We start from the raw sequence: 14,996 nt of genomic DNA on the forward strand, positions 1-14,996 counted from the left end.
GGATTGCTCCGGCGGCTTTTTTCATGGGAATGTCCCGTCTCTTAAATGAGGGGCCATGACCCTCTTGCGTTACAACCAGGGGGCGGCGGTCGGCCCGTGGTGCAGACCCAGCTTCCAGACCCGGCCAAAGTGCTTGTAATGACCGGCCGCGACACCGGCCTTCTCACCCATACCGTGGTAGAGATCGAGGTGGCCCTTCTTCACCGCGCCCCCCACATCCAGCGCAATCAGCAGCCGCAGCTGGTGCTTGCCGGTCCAGTTGCCCTCTTTGTCCAGCAGCGGTACTTCCGCGAGGATGGGGGTGCCCATGGGCAGCAGAGTCTTATCGGCAGCCACCGCCGCCATCGGCAACAGCGGAATGCCGGCGGCCCCCACCACGTCGTTGGTGGGACGGCGCTCGAAGAAGACATAGGAGGGGTTCTGCTCCACCAGCTCCTTCACGCTCTCTTCCGGCTGACGATTGGCCCACTCCTTGATGGCCTTCATGGACATCTGCTCCTCGGGCACTTCGCCACGGTCGATGAGCACCCGGCCAATGCTGACATAGCCGTGGCCGTTCTTGCCACTGTAGCCGAGGTACTGCAGCCGGTCGTCATCGCCGTAGTGAACGAAGCCGGAACCCTGCACGTCCATCAGGAAGTTGTCGATGAGGGACTTGCTGTAGCCCAGCTCCAACCCCCGGTTGGCCAGCGCCCCCCGGTGGATCTCGGCCCGGCTCGGGCAGCGACCGCCGCAGTTGGGCATGGCATAGATGGGATACTTGTACTGGGCGTCCGGGCGATGGCGCACCTCCAGCACCGGCGAGTAGTAGCCGGTGAAGAGCACGTTGCCCATGCGGTCGGCACCGCCAAGCTGCGCCAGGCTGATGCCGTACTGGGTGATATGGGCGGGATTGCCCCCATTGGCGACCCAGCGTGAGAGTTGACGGTAGAGCTCCCCATAGCGGCTCGCCATGCGGCCGGAGCGTTCCATCACCATCCGGCTCTGGGGACCGAACTTGCTGTAGTCGGCGCGGGCGCGGCTGTTGATCCGCTCCACCCGCACCAGATCCCCCGGCAGGGCACCATCCAGATACTGCTTGCCCAGATTCACAGGGATCTCGCAGTTCAGAAAACATCCGGATTCCGCCTTCTTCTGGGGCACCTTGACCGGTTCAGGGTTGCCCGCACAACCGGCCAGCCCCACCACGGCGGCGGCCAACCAGTACGCATGTCTATTCATATGTCCTCATATAACACCGAGTGTCTTGCACGGCGGGGAAGATGCCAAAATTGCCCGGGGAAAGCAAACGCCTTCACGCCCCTGACGACGGATTTCTCCTGCCGTGATCTTCTGGGTTATAACAAGGTGACAAGGTGTGAGAGGTCATGGATGGAACAGCTCGAAATCTTCCCGCTCCAGAGCCCCTGTGTCGGGGTCTGCGAACTGAACAACAAGGGGTATTGCAAGGGATGCCTGCGAAGCCGCGAGGAGCGTTTCAACTGGCTTGCCATGACCCCTGCCCAGCAGCAGGAGGTGATGCGCCTGTGCCGGGGCCGCAAGGCCAGGGTCGAGGCCGCCCGGCGCAAGGCCAGAGAGGGCGAACCGCCCGAATCCCCCCCGCAGCCCGGTCTGGATCTCTGACGCTTTCCACCCTTTTTGCCAACCATAAGAAAGGCGGCCCGCAGGCCGCCTTTTTCATTCACCGACATCCGACTCAGGCGGTAGCCAACCTGGCCTGCTCCTCGCCGCGCTTGAGCATGGCGTAGGAGACCCCGGTCAACAGCGAGCCAGCCGCGATCGCCAGTATGTACATCATGACGTTGCTGATGGCGTTCGGGATGAAGAGCACGAACAGACCGCCGTGGGGCGCCACCAGTTCGCAGCCGAACAGCATGGAGAGCGCACCGGTCAGGGCACCACCCACCATGCAGGCCGGGATGACGCGCATGGGATCCTTGGCGGCAAAGGGAATGGCCCCCTCGGAGATGAAGCACAGACCCAGCACGAAGGAGGCCTTGCCCGCTTCCTGCTCCGCCTTGATGAACTTCTTGCTGGCCAGGAAGGTGGCGATGCCCATCCCCAGTGCCGGCACCATACCGGCGGCCATCACGGCAGCCATGGGGGCATAGGTCTTGGAGGCGAGCAGGCCGACCCCGAAGGCGTAGGCCGCCTTGTTGACCGGACCGCCCATGTCGAAGCACATCATGGCGCCGATGATGACCCCCAGCAGCACGGCGTTGGCGGAGCCCATGTTGTTGAGGAACTCGGTCATGGCGTTCATGATGCCGGCCACCGGGCCGCCCACCACGTAGATCATGACCAGGCCGGTGAACAGGCTGGCAAAGAGCGGGATGATCAGGATGGGCTTGAGTGCCTCCAGGGTCACCGGCAGGCGCACCTTGTCGCTCAGGTACTTGGCGCTGTAACCGGCCAGGAAACCGCCGACGATGCCGCCGAGGAAACCGGCGCCCAGGGAGCTTGCCAGCATGCCGGCGATCATGCCGGGGGCCAGACCCGGACGGTCGGCGATGGAGTAGGCGATGTAACCCGCCAGCACCGGGATCATCAGGGCGAAGGCGGAGCCACCGCCGATCTTCATCAGGGCCGCGGCCAGGGTTCCCTCCTCCTTGAATGCCTCAATCCCGAAGATGAAGGAGAGCGCGATGATAAGGCCCCCCGCCACCACCATGGGCAGCATGAAGGAGACGCCGGTCAGCAGGTGCTTGTAGGGGCCCGCCTTCTCCTCTTTCTTGGGTTGGGCGCCGCCGCTGTGGCGATAGGTCTTGGCCTCGGTCCAGGCCTTGTCGAGCTCGGCCCGGGTTTTCTTCAGGGCCGCCCCCGTGCTGGTGCGATAGACAGGCTTGCCGTCGAAGCGCGCCATGTCCACCTCGATGTCGGTGGCGAGGAACACCAGATCGGCGGCGGCAATCTCGTCCGCCGTCAGGGCGTTCTGGGCACCGACCGAACCCTGGGTCTCGACACGGATCTGGTGGCCCAGTTGCTTGGCCATGGTCTCCAGGGCCTCGGCCGACATAAAGGTGTGGGCCACCCCGGTGGGGCAGGCGGTCACCGCGACGATGCGCTTGGCACCGGCAGCCGCCTTGGCCACGGCGGGCGCGGCCTGGTGGCGATAGACGCTGGCGCCGCTCGCGGCGGCCTCCAGCAGGGCGGCAGGATCCTGCAGCGCCAGGTCCATGTCACCCCGATAGAGCGGCTTGCCGTCATAGGCGGCGAGATCAACGGGGCTGCTTGCCACCACCAGCACCAAGTCGGCGGCGGCAATCTGCTCCTTGCCCGGCACCTGACGGGGTTGCACGCTGGAGTCGACGTCAAGCGTCAGCTCCCAACCCGCTTGCTTGGCCTGCTGTTCTATCCGTTTTGCAGCGAGAAAGCTGGTGGCAATGCCCGCCGGGCAAGCCGTAACCAGAATTGCTTTCATTGGGCATCTCCTGAGTTAGACATTGAATGGGTATGGGGTTGAGCCGGTGCCAGGTCATCCAGACGCTGTACGCGCACCCGCTCGAGCAAGGGATCCAGCTCGCGCACATCGTCGAAACCGACCGCGACCTGGCTGACCGCCAGGGCCGAGACGGCGGTGGCCAGACGCAGGGTTTGCTCCGGCGTCCAGCCGAGGCTGAGGCCATGGGCCAGCCCCGCCACCAGGGAGTCGCCGGCACCGACCGTGCTGACCACCTCCATGCGCGGCGGAATGGCCTGCCAGGTGGCGTCCGGGCCAAACCAGACGAGGCCGTCTGCGCCGTTGGAGACCACCACGTGGGGGATCCCGGCGGCCTGCAGTGCACGGGCACACTCGGCCTGATCGCTCAAGGTCCTGATGGGGCGCCCGGCCCACTGCTCAAGCTCCTCCAGATTGGGTTTGACCAGGGTCGGCGCCGCCTTGAGCCCTTCCCCCAGGGCCGCCCCGCTGCAATCGAAGATCACCCGCTTGCCCCTGGCCTTGAGCAGGCTGATGAGGCGGGCGCAGTAGTCGGGGGCGACCCCCTTGGGTAGACTGCCCGCCAGCACGAACCAGTCGGCCTGAGGGGCCAGTTCGTCCAGCACCGCCTCCAGGGCGCTCACGTCGGCGTCTCGCACGGTGAGGCCCGGCAGGTTGAGATCGGTGACCCGGCCCGATTGCTCGGAGATCTTGACGTTGATCCGGGTGCTCCCCGCCACGCGCACGAAGCGATCGGCCAGGGCACGCTCCTCGAACAGGGTGACGAAGCTCTGCTGGTTCTCGGCGCCAAGCCAGCCGGTCAGGCCCACGTCACGACCGAGATCCTTCAAGACCACGGCGACGTTGATCCCCTTGCCGGCGGCGCGCAAGTTGGCCTCGCCCACCAGGTTCACCTCCCCCAGGTGCATGGCTTCCAGGCGGGTAGTGAGATCCAGCGCCGGGTTCAGGGTGATGGTGACGATGTCCATCAGTGCGCCCCCTCGCCCAGACCGGCGGCGATGGCCTCGCCCAGCCCCTTGAGGGCCGCTTCGGCATCCGGCCCTTCGGCACGAAACGCGAGGCGATGACCGCACTTGACCCCAAGGCCGATGACCTTCATCAGACTCTTGGCGGAGACCGCCTCGCCGCTGCCATCCAGATTCGCGACGCGAATGTCGGATTCATACTCCTTGGCCACCTTGACCAGCATGGCGCCCGGGCGGGCGTGCAGGCCGTGGGGGTTGACGATGGTGAAGGTGTCGGAAAGACCGCTGGCCGGCCCCGCTTGCAGCATGGCCAGCCCCTCGCTGCCTGCCAGCGTGGCCAGCTGGCCGGCAGCGGCCAGTTTGGCCAGGTTATCGAGCTGCGCCAGATGGCTGCTATCTGCGGCGCACAGCAGCAGCAGGGCGCTGACCGGTTGCCCCCCTACGCTCAGCACAGTGCTAGGCGTGGCCAACACCCAGCCGGTCTGGGCCGCTTGTGACCGCGCCAGCCAGATGCCCTCGCCCAGGTAGGCGGGTTCGCTAGCTAGGAGGGCGCTCACCATGGCGGCATCGCCCCAGCCGGCGGATTTGGCACGGGCAGCGGCGCCCAGCAACAGCTGGTCGCGATCGTCCGCCGGGAAGTCGGCCAGGGTCAGGAACTGCACCTCTTTGGCCGCCGTCGCCCCGGTCAGGATATTGATGATGGTTTCTTCATCGGTGGCTTCCTTCAACTGAGCGGCCGCCTGTTCATCACCCAGCACGTGGGTGAGCTGGCGCAGTATGCCCAGGTGCTCGTCGGACTTGGCGGCGATGCCGATGGCCACATAGGCAGTCTGCCCGTCGTCCCACTCGATGCCTTGGGGGAACTGGGCCACCATGACGCCTGTGCTCTTCACCAGATGGCGGGTGTCGGTGGTGCCGTGGGGAATGGCGATGCCGCTGCCCAGGTAGGTGGCGTGCTGCGCTTCCCGCGCCAGCATGCCGTCCACATAGCCCGCCTCCACCAGACCGGCCTCGGTCAGTTTGCTTGCCAGCAGGGCGATGGCGTCCGCCTTGGTCGCCACCGTTTGTCCCAGCAGGATTTGCTGTCGCGCCAACTTCAACATAGAGATTCTCCATCAGGTCCGGCGGCGCCTCGCGGCGTACCGGCTCAACTCAACTTGATTTTCGGGTAACTAGCCTGCTGACAATAGACGGGGATCTCTCGCTTTGGTGAGCCGCAACCCATTTCAAAGCTCAGATAATCATCGCCTACTGACAAGCTGAATCGTTTCACTTATACTCAGACTGAATCGTTTCAGCCAATTGTTCAAGATCCCACGAAGAGCAGGTTTCAATGATATGATCCCGCGCACACTTTTTCGGTGCCCCCACCAGGAACCGGCGCGGGCCTTGCAACTCAAACAGAGCCAATATGATGAAACTGGATGAAATCGCCGCGCTGGCCGGTGTCTCGCGTACCACGGCCAGCTATGTGATCAACGGCAAGGCCGATCAATACCGCATCAGCCAGGCCACCCGCGACAAGGTGATGGCCGTGGTCCATGCCCACAACTATCAGCCGGACAGCCGCGCCGCCTCCCTGCGTGGCGGCCAGACCAGGACACTGGGCTTCATCCTGCCCGACCTCGAGAACGCCAGCTATGCCAAGCTCGCCAAGCGCCTCGAACAGGGGGCCCGCACCCAGGGTTATCAGCTGCTGATCGTCTGCTCGGAAGACGAACCGGACACCGAGAAGGAGCTGGCCCGCATGCTGGTCAGCCGTCATGTGGATGCACTGCTGGTGGCGAGCTGCCTGCCCCCGGCGGATCCCTTCTATCTGGAACAGCAGACCAGGGGGGTGCAGATCCTCGCCATCGACCGGGCCATGAGCGCCGATCACTTCGTCACCGTCGCGAGCGAAAACCAGAAGGCTAGCTTCGATCTCACCGCCTCCCTGCTCAGCCCCGCCCTGCGCCATGTGGCGCTGATCACCGCCCTGCCCACCCTCACGATCAGCCATGAGCGACGCGCCGGCTTCGAACAGGCCCTGGCCAGCCATGCCAGCCCCCTGACGGCCCACATCTGCGAAGGTGCGCAGTTCTCCCGCGCCGAGGGGTATCGCCTGATCAAGGCGTTGCACCGGCAACTCGGCCAGTTGCCCGAGGCCCTGGTGACCACCTCCTACATCCTGATGGAGGGGGTGCTCGATTATCTGCTGGAAAGAGAGCTGGGGCAGGAGAGCGACATGAGCCGGATCGCCATGGCCACCTTCGGGGATGACCGTCTGCTCGACTTCCTCCCCTTTGGCATCAACTCCCTGCCCCAGCAGCATGACGCCCTGGCCGGCCAGGCGCTCACCCTGGCCCTCGAGGCCATCAATGGCACCTACCGCGCCGGCCTGCACTACGTGAGCCGCACCCTGAAACGCCGCCGCTAGGCCAGGGCGCAGACGCCGGGGGCGACAGGGTCGCCTTCGGTCATGCTGGCCCCACAGCGCCGCCCCACGGCCATAGCCGAACTGTCATCTTTTATTTCCACCTTTTTGACTTTCACAGCAGAACACTCGCGCAATCTCGCTTGTTTTCGATATTTTAATCCGTTAAGTTGGCAACCCTGTTTTACAACCTGCGGCTGTTCGTAACGATGTCTCCACTCCGATATTGCTAGCCTCCGGCCTCGACCCCGGAGGCGCCCCCTTCCTTGCCCAGGCACTCTTTTTCTCAATCCCGGATGGATACTATGAACACCAAGACTCTCGGTTGTACCCTGCTTATCGCCGGCACCACCATAGGGGCCGGCATGCTGGCTCTGCCGCTGGCCTCTTCGTCCCTGGGGGGGCCCGCCACCCTGCTGCTGATGATCGGCCTCTGGGCCCTGATGGCCTTCACCGCCATGCTGCAGGTGGAAGCCAGCCTCAACACCGGCAAGTGGTACCTGCACCAGCTGGCGGATCACCTGCTCGGCCCCTGGGGCAAGCGCATCGCCTCCTTCTGCATCCTGATGCTGTTCTACGCGCTGGCCTCCGCCTACATCAGCGGCGGCAGCAGCCTGCTGGTTCAGGCGCTGACCGATGCCGGCATGAGCGTCAGCCAGGAGCAGGCGGCCTGGGCCTTCACCCTGCTGTTCGGCGGCATGGTCTGCGTCGGCACCAAACAGGTGGATTACCTCAACCGCCTGATGTTCACCGTGAAACTGGTGATCATGGTGGGGGTACTGGCCCTGCTGCTGCCGCGCGCCGAGGGACAACACCTGCTTGCCATGCCGCTCGGTCAGGGCTTGCTGCTGGCGGGCCTGCCGGTGATCTTCACCTCCTTCGGTTTTCACGGCTCCATCCCGAGCGTGATGCTCTACCTCGGCGATTGCCCCAGGCAGCTACGCTGGGTCTTCGTGTGGGGCTCCGCCCTCCCCCTCATCCTCTACGTGCTGTGGCAGGTGGCGATCCTGGGGCTGCTGGGCCAGCAATCCCTGATCCAGACTGGCGGCGCTCTGGACAGCCTGCTCGCCAGCGTCGGCAACCTGGTGAACTGGCCCGCCTTCAACCAGGCCATGCACCTCTTTGCGGATCTCGCGCTCGCCACCTCCTTCCTCGGGGTGACGCTGGGGCTGTTCGACTTCATGGCCAAGGTGACCCAACGCAAGGACAACTGGCAGGGGCGCACCCAGACCGGTCTCATCACCTTCGTGCCACCGCTGTTGTTCGCCCTCTACTTCCCCCAGGGCTTCATCATGGCGCTCGGCTACGCGGCCATCGCGCTCGCGGTGCTGGCGGTGCTACTGCCGGTGGCCCTGGTGTGGCAGAGCCGCAAGCAAGCCGAGCCCCACCACTACCGGGTTCCGGGCGGCGTGCTGGCCCTGGGTCTGGCCGGTGCCATGGGGGTACTGATCGTCGGCGTCCAGGTCAGCGTCAGCCTCGGCATGCTGCCCGCGCTCTAAGCCGCGACTTTCCCTGCGGCTCGCGAGAGGCCCCGCCAACCGGGTTGGCGGGGCCTCTCGTCATTTGCCCGCCCTGCGGCGGGATGCCGGCCCTTGTCCCTCAGCCTCCACTCTCTGCTTGCACTCTCTCCATCCGCGTCCCGATATGAACAAAATTCCATATGTTTGTACATATATGGACAACTCCACCATACTGAGAACAAGGCGAACCCACACCGAGGTTCGCCCCGATGCAACCCATAAGGAGGAGCCATGGTCGCCACAGTACAAGCCAATCACCGGGACAATGCCGTCGATCCCAGCAAGGCGCTGCCGGTGGTGTTTCGCATCCTGGACAAATGGCGGTGCAGCACGGATGAACAGCTGACGCTGCTCGGCATCTCTTCCCGTTCAACTCTGAACAAGTACAAGGAGGCGAGCGGTGGCATCCGTCTCAGCGCCGATCTGCAGGAGCGGATGAGCTACATCCTCAACATCCACAAGAGCCTGCGACTGCTGTTCAGCGTCGATGAGAGCATCTACGGCTGGGTGCGCAAGCCCAACAGCCACCCCTTCTTCGCCGGGCGCAGCGCCATGGACGTCATGCAGGGGGGGCGCGTCGCCGATCTCTATGAGGTGGCCACCCGGTTGCACGCCTGGCGCGGAGGCATGGCCTGATGTCCGCGATGCCGCCATCGCGCGAGCTGCAGGATCAGCAGGCCTTTCGCATCATCCCGAGCCGCTATCCCCCCATCTGCCTCTATGAGGACGTGGCCAACGCGGACGAGCTGGAGGCGGTCTGGGCCGTCGAGGCCCTGACCAACGATCGCCTGCGGGAAGAGGCCGGGGAGCTGGCGCGAGTGCCGAAAGAGGATTGGCTGGTGGGGCTGGCCGGCGGTAGCTATGTGATGGCCGCCTTCACTCACCTCAATCCGGAGGGGGCCCGCTTCACCACGGGAGACTTCGGCGGCTACTACTGCGCCCCCCTGCTCGACACCGCGGTGAAAGAGACCGTCTATCACCAGGAGCAGATCTTCGGCTACACCAATGAACCGCCCCAGAAGCTGCAGATGCGGGTGCTGCACACCGAGTTCTGCGCCCGCCTCGTCGATATCCGGGGGGAGGATTACCTCGCCTCCCCCCTCTATCACGCCACCGACTATGGCCACTCCCAGGCCTTCGCCCGGGAGCAGAAGCGAGGCGGGACGGACGGCATCCACTACCGCTCGGTACGCCATAGCGGCCACGACTGCTACGTGCTCTACCGCCCCCGCCTCATCACCAAGATCCACCAGACCCAGCATCTGGAGTACCACTGGAACGGCAGCGCCATCGCCAATGTGCTGCAGATCAGGCTGTATGGAGAGTGATCAGAGAAAGGCCCCTCAAACCAACCATGAATGACACAAGCCCCGCCAACCGATGTTGACGGGGCTTGGCTTTTGGGGTGGACAACGGACGTGCCAACCCGGCAAAGATTGCTGCTAGCCTCAGAGACAAGCCATTGGATCATCAGCAAAATCAAGCAAACCACCACGGAGCCACTCATATGACCATAGTGCCCATCTACGCAGCCTTGCTCGCCCTACTCTTTGTCTTGCTCAGCGTACGCACCATTCGCACCCGCCGCCGTCAGGGAGTGGCGCTGGGGCACGGGGATGATCCCGCCATGCTTCGAGTCATGCGGGTACATGCCAACTTTGCCGAGTATGTCCCCCTCGCGCTGCTGCTCATCTATTTTGTCGAAGCCTCCGGCCACACGCCCTGGCTAGTCCATCTGCTGGGGGCCACCCTGTTGTTTGCCCGCCTCTGCCACGCCTTTGGCATGAGCCGCACGCCGGAGAATTTCCGCTACAGGGTATTGGGCATGGGGCTCACCTTCACGGTGATCCTGGTGAGCGCGGCCCATATCCTGATCACCCCCCTGCTCCCCTGACTCTTTCACTGCCAACATCTGATTCACCAAAACCCGATTCACCAAAAAAAGAAGCCCCGCCAGATTGGCGGGGCTTTTTTAGCAACCGAACAGCCTGGGAGCCTGGCTCCCGAGCCGCTTACTGGTTATGGCTGGCGCGGCGGGGGCGACGGGCCTGGGCCGGTTTGGCTGCACCGCCTTCCGGACGGGCACCGCCCTGGGGCTTGCCGCCGTTGCCACCACGACCACCGCCTGCATTGACACCATTACCGGAGCGGCCGGCGCCCTGGCGTTGGCCCTGGCCTTGACCTTGCGGACGGGGTGCACGGCGCTGCTCGCTCGGGTCGCGCGGCTCTTTGCGCAGCGGCGCACCGATGCCACGGGCGATGTTGTCCAGCGTCTCGCGGGAGGCTTCGAAGCCCGCCACCTGCTCGCAGGGGATGCTCTGCTTGGTCAGGCGCTCGATGGCCTTGATGAGCTTGCCCTCGTCCGCCGCCACCAGGGAGATGGCGTGACCGGCGGCGCCGGCACGGCCGGTACGACCGATACGGTGCACGTAATCTTCCGCCACGTTGGGCAGCTCGAAGTTCACCACCTGGGGCAGCTTGTCGATGTCGAGGCCGCGGGCGGCGATGTCGGTCGCCACCATGACGCGCACACTGCCATCCTTGAAGCCGGACAGAGCGCGGGTACGGGCCCCCTGGCTCTTGTTGCCGTGGATGGCGGCGGCGCTGATGCCGTCTTTCTCAAGCTTCTCGGCAACCCGGTTGGCGATGTGCTTGGTGCGGGTAAAGACCAGCACCTGCTGCCAGTCGTTGCTGGAGATGAGGTGGCTCAGCAGGGCGATCTTGTTGGCCTTGTCGCACGGGTGCACCAGCTGCTCGATGCGCTCGGCGGTGCTGTTGCGCGGGGTCACTTCGATCACCGCCGGGTTGTCCAGGAGGCCGGTGGCCAGCTCGCGAATTTCGTCGGCGAAGGTGGCGGAGAAGAGCAGGTTCTGACGCTTCTTCGGCAGCAAGGCCAGGATGCGGCGGATGTCGCGGATAAAGCCCATGTCGAGCATGCGATCCGCTTCGTCCAGCACCAGGATCTCGACTTCGTCAAACTTGACGGCGTTCTGGTTGTAAAGGTCCATCAGGCGGCCCGGGCAGGCCACCAGCACGTCCAGACCACGGCGGGTCGCCATCATCTGGGGGTTGATGCTCACGCCACCAAAGACCACGTGGCTGCGGATCGGCAGGTGCTTGCCGTAGTTGCGCACGCTCTCGCCCACCTGGGCGGCCAGCTCGCGGGTCGGGGTCAGCACCAGGGCACGGATACGGTTCGGGGAGACCTTGCGTTTGCTCTCGGTGAGGCGCTGGAGCATCGGCAGGGTGAAGCCTGCGGTCTTGCCGGTCCCGGTCTGGGCGGCGGCCATCAGGTCACGGCCAGCCAGGACGGCCGGAATTGCTTGTTGCTGAATGGGAGACGGGGTGTCGTAGCCTTGCTCGGCAACGGCACGCAACAAGGGTTCGGCCAGACCGAGGGAAGTAAAACTCATAGTTACCTGCTAGGGATAGCGGCGCCGGGGATTGTGGAGGGGCTCCTCTGCCGAGCCGATGCCATCTCACAGGATCCGGGCCTATGGAGAAAACACGATTTCCCCGGGGAGCAGAGCAAAGGGGAAAGAATAGAGGTGCAGTCTAACGGAGTTGGCGCACTTACACGAGGAAAATGTGATGGGCCTCCCAGCACGGGTGGAAAAGCCGGTCAGGGCGCGGCAGAATGGCGAAAATGCGGCCGTATGGCTCTGGGCCCCTGCGCAAGAGGGAGGGGGCGGCGCAACACATGGAACAGGAGGTTCTGCTTGAGAAGGATGTTCACCCCCGCCGTTATCCGGCGCACCCTGGCCCTCGCCTTGCCGCTACTCCTGAGCCTGCCGCTCGGCGCCAGGGAGACGATGTCGGTAGCCTGGAGCCACTGGCCCCCCTTCAGCCAGATCGACGCCGACGGTACCCTGGGTGGACTGGACGTGACCCTGACCCGCCAGATCCTCCATGATGCGGGCTTTTACCCCGTGTTTCGCAACCTCCCCTGGGCCCGGGCCCTGCATCTCATGAAGCACCAGCAGCTGGATGTGGCCATGGGCGCCCTGAAGACCCCGGAGCGGGAGCAGTTTGCCCGCTTCTCGGCCCCCTACCGGCGCGCCAGTTTCGTGCTGCTGAGCCATCGCCCCGGGCCGGGCGAACCCGATCGCTGGCAAGGGCTGGAGCGGCTGACGGATCTGTGCCAAACGACTGGGCTGCACCTTGGCAAGCTGCGGGGCACCCGCCCCCTGCCCCTGAGCGAGGAGTGCCCCGCCCTCAGGCAGGCAACCGAATTCAACTCGGACGACAGGCTGATCACCCTCTTGCTGGCGCGTCGCCTCGACGGCGTCATCATGGAGTGGCAACACGCCCACCACAGGCTCGAACAGCTCGGGGCAAGCAGCTTCACCCAGTGCCAGGTGCTGCTGCACCAGCAGCCGGTGAGCCTGATGCTTGCAAGGGAAGCCGTGAGCGAGGCAACCCTGGCCCGCATCGATGCCGCCATCGCCACCCTGCCCCCGCCCAGCCCCGCCTTTGCCGCGCCCGAGTGCCGCCTCGATGCCACCCCGCCCCCTGACGACGGGGGCTCTTAACCCGCCCCATCAAAAAGGCGACCCTGGGGTCGCCTTGTCGTCTCTGGTGATCACTCACCCTGACCTCTGCGCGATCAGCGCAGCTGCGGGGTCTGGGTGTGCACGCCCAGGTTCTGGGCGCGGTGACGCAGCAGGTGATCCATCAGCACCAGGGCCAGCATGGCCTCGGCGATGGGCACGGCACGGATGCCGACGCAGGGGTCGTGACGTCCCTTGGTGATCATCTCGGTGGCCTCGCCGCTGGTGGTGATGGTCTTGCCCGGCACCGTGATGCTGGAGGTGGGCTTGAGGGCCATGCTCACCACTATCTCCTGACCGGAGGAGATGCCACCCAGAATGCCGCCCGCGTGATTGCTGGCAAAACCGCTCGGGGTCATCTCGTCCCGGTGCTCGGAGCCTTTTTGCTCCACCACCGCGAAGCCGTCACCGATCTCGACCCCCTTCACCGCATTGATGCCCATCATGGCGTGGGCAATGTCGGCGTCGAGGCGGTCGAACACCGGCTCACCCAGGCCGACCGGCACGTTGCGCGCCACCACGCACACCTTGGCCCCCACGCTGTTGCCCTCTTTCTTGAGGGCACGCATGTATTCATCCAGCGCCTCCAGCTTGCCCGCATCGGGGAAGAAGAAAGGGTTCTGCTCGATCTGGCTCTCGTCGAACCCTTCCGCCTTGATGGGGCCGAGCTGGGAGAGGAAGCCCACGATCTCGATGCCGTGCACCTGTTTCAGGTACTTCTTGGCGATGGCCCCCGCCGCGACCCGCATCGCGGTCTCACGGGCGGAGGAGCGGCCGCCGCCACGGTAATCGCGCTGGCCGTACTTCTGGTGATAGGTGTAGTCGGCGTGGCCCGGGCGGAACAGATCCTTGATCTCGGAGTAATCCTTGGAGCGCTGATCGGTGTTCTCGATCAAGAGCCCGATGGAGGTACCCGTGGTCCTGCCCTCGAACACCCCGGAGAGGATCTTCACCTCGTCCGCCTCGCGGCGCTGGGTGGTGTAGCGGGAGGTGCCGGGCTTGCGCCTGTCCAGATCCCCCTGCAGATCCGCCTCGCTTATCTCGAGCCCTGGCGGGCAGCCGTCGACCACGGCGCCCAGCGCCAGGCCGTGGCTCTCGCCGAAGGTGGTGACCCGAAAGAGTTGGCCAAAACTGTTCCCTGCCATGGATGCTCCTTGCTGCTTAGTTCTTGTAAATCGCGAAATGGGCCTGGTACTGCTCGAGCTCTGCGCGGGTCATCACGAAGACGCCGTGGCCGCCGTTCTCGAACTCGACCCAGGTGAAGGGCACCTCGGGGAACTGGGCTTCCAGGTGGATCATGCTGTTGCCCACCTCGACCACCAGCACGCCGTCATCCTTCAGGAAATCGGCGGCGTTGGCCAGGATGCGCTTGGTGAGCTTGAGGCCATCGGAGCCCGACGCCAGAGCCAGCTCAGGCTCGTGCCGGAACTCCTCCGGCAGATCCGACATGTCCTCGGAATCCACATAGGGGGGGTTGGAGACGATGAGATCGTACTTGTCACCCGCCGGCAGATCCCGGAACAGATCGGAGCGGATGGGGATGACCTGCTGCTCGAGCCCGTGATCATTGATGTTGCGCTCGGCCACGTTGAGGGCATCGACGCTGATGTCGATGGCATCCACTTCCGCGTGGGGGAACTCGTGGGCCATGATGATGGCGATGCAGCCGGAGCCGGTGCACAGATCCATGATCCGGGTCGGTTCCTCTTTCAGGAAGGGGGCGAAGCGGTTGGCCACCAGCTCGGCGATGGGGGAGCGCGGAATGAGCACCCGCTCGTCCACGTAGAACTCCCAGCCCGCATACCAGGCCTTGTTGGTCAGGTAGGGGGCGGGAATGCGCTCCTGCACCCGGCGGATGATGAGCTCGGCGATGCGGTGACGCTCGCTGGTGGTCAGGCGGGAGTGGCGCATGGCGGGATCCACGTCCGGCGGCAGATGCAACGCGGGCAGCACCAGTTGCACGGCCTCATCCCAGGCGTTGTCGGTACCATGTCCGTAGAAGATCCCGGCGTCGTTGAAACGACTCATGGCCCAGCGCAACATGTCCTGGATGGTGTGCATCTCGGCAACCACCTCATCGATAAATATCTTGTCCAAATCCACCTCCAA

At 64.7% G+C, this 14,996-nt stretch carries 14 protein-coding genes; 7 read left to right on the forward strand and 7 right to left on the reverse strand.

The window, feature by feature from the left end; translation table 11 throughout:
* Positions 1-69 precede the first annotated feature (69 nt).
* Positions 70-1,221: a murein transglycosylase A gene (gene mltA, locus AB5Y72_RS14615; protein ID WP_270821235.1), complete on the reverse strand. Its 1,152-nt coding sequence runs from the start codon at positions 1,219-1,221 to the stop codon at positions 70-72.
* Positions 1,222-1,371: 150 nt separating this feature from the next.
* On the opposite strand from mltA, the gene AB5Y72_RS14620 reads away from it, so the two are divergent.
* Entirely contained in the window at positions 1,372-1,623 is a 252-nt protein-coding gene (locus tag AB5Y72_RS14620; protein WP_325782654.1) for a DUF1289 domain-containing protein, read from the forward strand.
* 73 nt (positions 1,624-1,696) lie between these two features.
* Here the strand turns inward: AB5Y72_RS14620 and fruA are convergent, their stop codons facing one another.
* From fruA to fruB, 3 genes are read right to left on the reverse strand one after another with little or no spacing between them, the layout of a single operon-like run.
* Positions 1,697-3,421 (reverse strand): PTS fructose transporter subunit IIBC, encoded by a 1,725-nt coding sequence (gene fruA / locus AB5Y72_RS14625; RefSeq protein WP_209792444.1) that lies wholly within the window; start codon positions 3,419-3,421, stop codon positions 1,697-1,699.
* Positions 3,418-4,407: a 1-phosphofructokinase gene (gene pfkB, locus AB5Y72_RS14630; RefSeq protein WP_325782652.1), complete on the reverse strand. Its 990-nt coding sequence runs from the start codon at positions 4,405-4,407 to the stop codon at positions 3,418-3,420. Before pfkB ends, fruA begins: the two co-directional genes overlap by 4 nt.
* On the reverse strand, positions 4,407-5,507 hold the full coding sequence (fruB, locus tag AB5Y72_RS14635) for a fused PTS fructose transporter subunit IIA/HPr protein (protein WP_368199112.1): 1,101 nt from the start codon (positions 5,505-5,507) through the stop codon (positions 4,407-4,409). Before fruB ends, pfkB begins: the two co-directional genes overlap by 1 nt.
* 308 nt (positions 5,508-5,815) lie before the next feature.
* Here fruB and cra point away from each other — a divergent pair, with 308 nt between their 5' ends.
* From cra to AB5Y72_RS14660, 5 genes are all read left to right on the forward strand, one after another.
* Positions 5,816-6,820, forward strand: a complete 1,005-nt coding sequence (cra, locus tag AB5Y72_RS14640) for a catabolite repressor/activator (protein WP_209792449.1) — start codon at positions 5,816-5,818, stop codon at positions 6,818-6,820.
* Positions 6,821-7,122: 302 nt separating this feature from the next.
* Complete coding sequence (locus AB5Y72_RS14645) at positions 7,123-8,316, forward strand: aromatic amino acid transport family protein (RefSeq protein WP_368199113.1); 1,194 nt, start codon at positions 7,123-7,125, stop codon at positions 8,314-8,316.
* A gap of 252 nt (positions 8,317-8,568) precedes the next feature.
* On the forward strand, positions 8,569-8,973 hold the full coding sequence (locus AB5Y72_RS14650) for an MbcA/ParS/Xre antitoxin family protein (RefSeq protein ID WP_325782647.1): 405 nt from the start codon (positions 8,569-8,571) through the stop codon (positions 8,971-8,973).
* A gap of 8 nt (positions 8,974-8,981) precedes the next feature.
* A complete protein-coding gene (locus tag AB5Y72_RS14655) occupies positions 8,982-9,665 on the forward strand; it encodes an RES family NAD+ phosphorylase (RefSeq protein WP_325782646.1) in 684 nt (227 codons plus the stop codon).
* A 179-nt stretch (positions 9,666-9,844) separates the two neighbouring features.
* A complete protein-coding gene (locus AB5Y72_RS14660) occupies positions 9,845-10,231 on the forward strand; it encodes an MAPEG family protein (protein WP_318161419.1) in 387 nt (128 codons plus the stop codon).
* Between the two features lie 118 nt (positions 10,232-10,349).
* Here AB5Y72_RS14660 and AB5Y72_RS14665 read toward each other — a convergent pair whose 3' ends face one another.
* Positions 10,350-11,750 carry a DEAD/DEAH box helicase gene (locus AB5Y72_RS14665; protein ID WP_368199114.1) on the reverse strand — a complete coding sequence of 467 codons (1,401 nt, stop codon included), beginning with the start codon at positions 11,748-11,750 and terminating at the stop codon, positions 10,350-10,352.
* Positions 11,751-12,065: 315 nt separating this feature from the next.
* Here AB5Y72_RS14665 and AB5Y72_RS14670 point away from each other — a divergent pair, with 315 nt between their 5' ends.
* The gene (locus AB5Y72_RS14670; RefSeq protein WP_368199122.1) at positions 12,066-12,869 is read left to right on the forward strand and encodes a substrate-binding periplasmic protein; all 804 of its coding nucleotides are present in this window, start codon (positions 12,066-12,068) and stop codon (positions 12,867-12,869) included.
* Positions 12,870-12,943: 74 nt separating this feature from the next.
* On the opposite strand, the gene aroC is transcribed toward AB5Y72_RS14670, so the two are convergent.
* Together aroC and prmB are read right to left on the reverse strand one after the other, a co-directional pair.
* On the reverse strand, positions 12,944-14,032 hold the full coding sequence (gene aroC, locus AB5Y72_RS14675) for a chorismate synthase (protein ID WP_368199115.1): 1,089 nt from the start codon (positions 14,030-14,032) through the stop codon (positions 12,944-12,946).
* 16 nt (positions 14,033-14,048) lie between these two features.
* On the reverse strand, positions 14,049-14,984 hold the full coding sequence (gene prmB, locus AB5Y72_RS14680) for a 50S ribosomal protein L3 N(5)-glutamine methyltransferase (protein WP_042075606.1): 936 nt from the start codon (positions 14,982-14,984) through the stop codon (positions 14,049-14,051).
* Positions 14,985-14,996 lie beyond the last annotated feature (12 nt).

Source organism: Aeromonas sp. R7-4 (genome assembly GCF_040908055.1).
GTDB classification, from domain to species: Bacteria; Pseudomonadota; Gammaproteobacteria; order Enterobacterales; family Aeromonadaceae; genus Aeromonas; species Aeromonas sanarellii.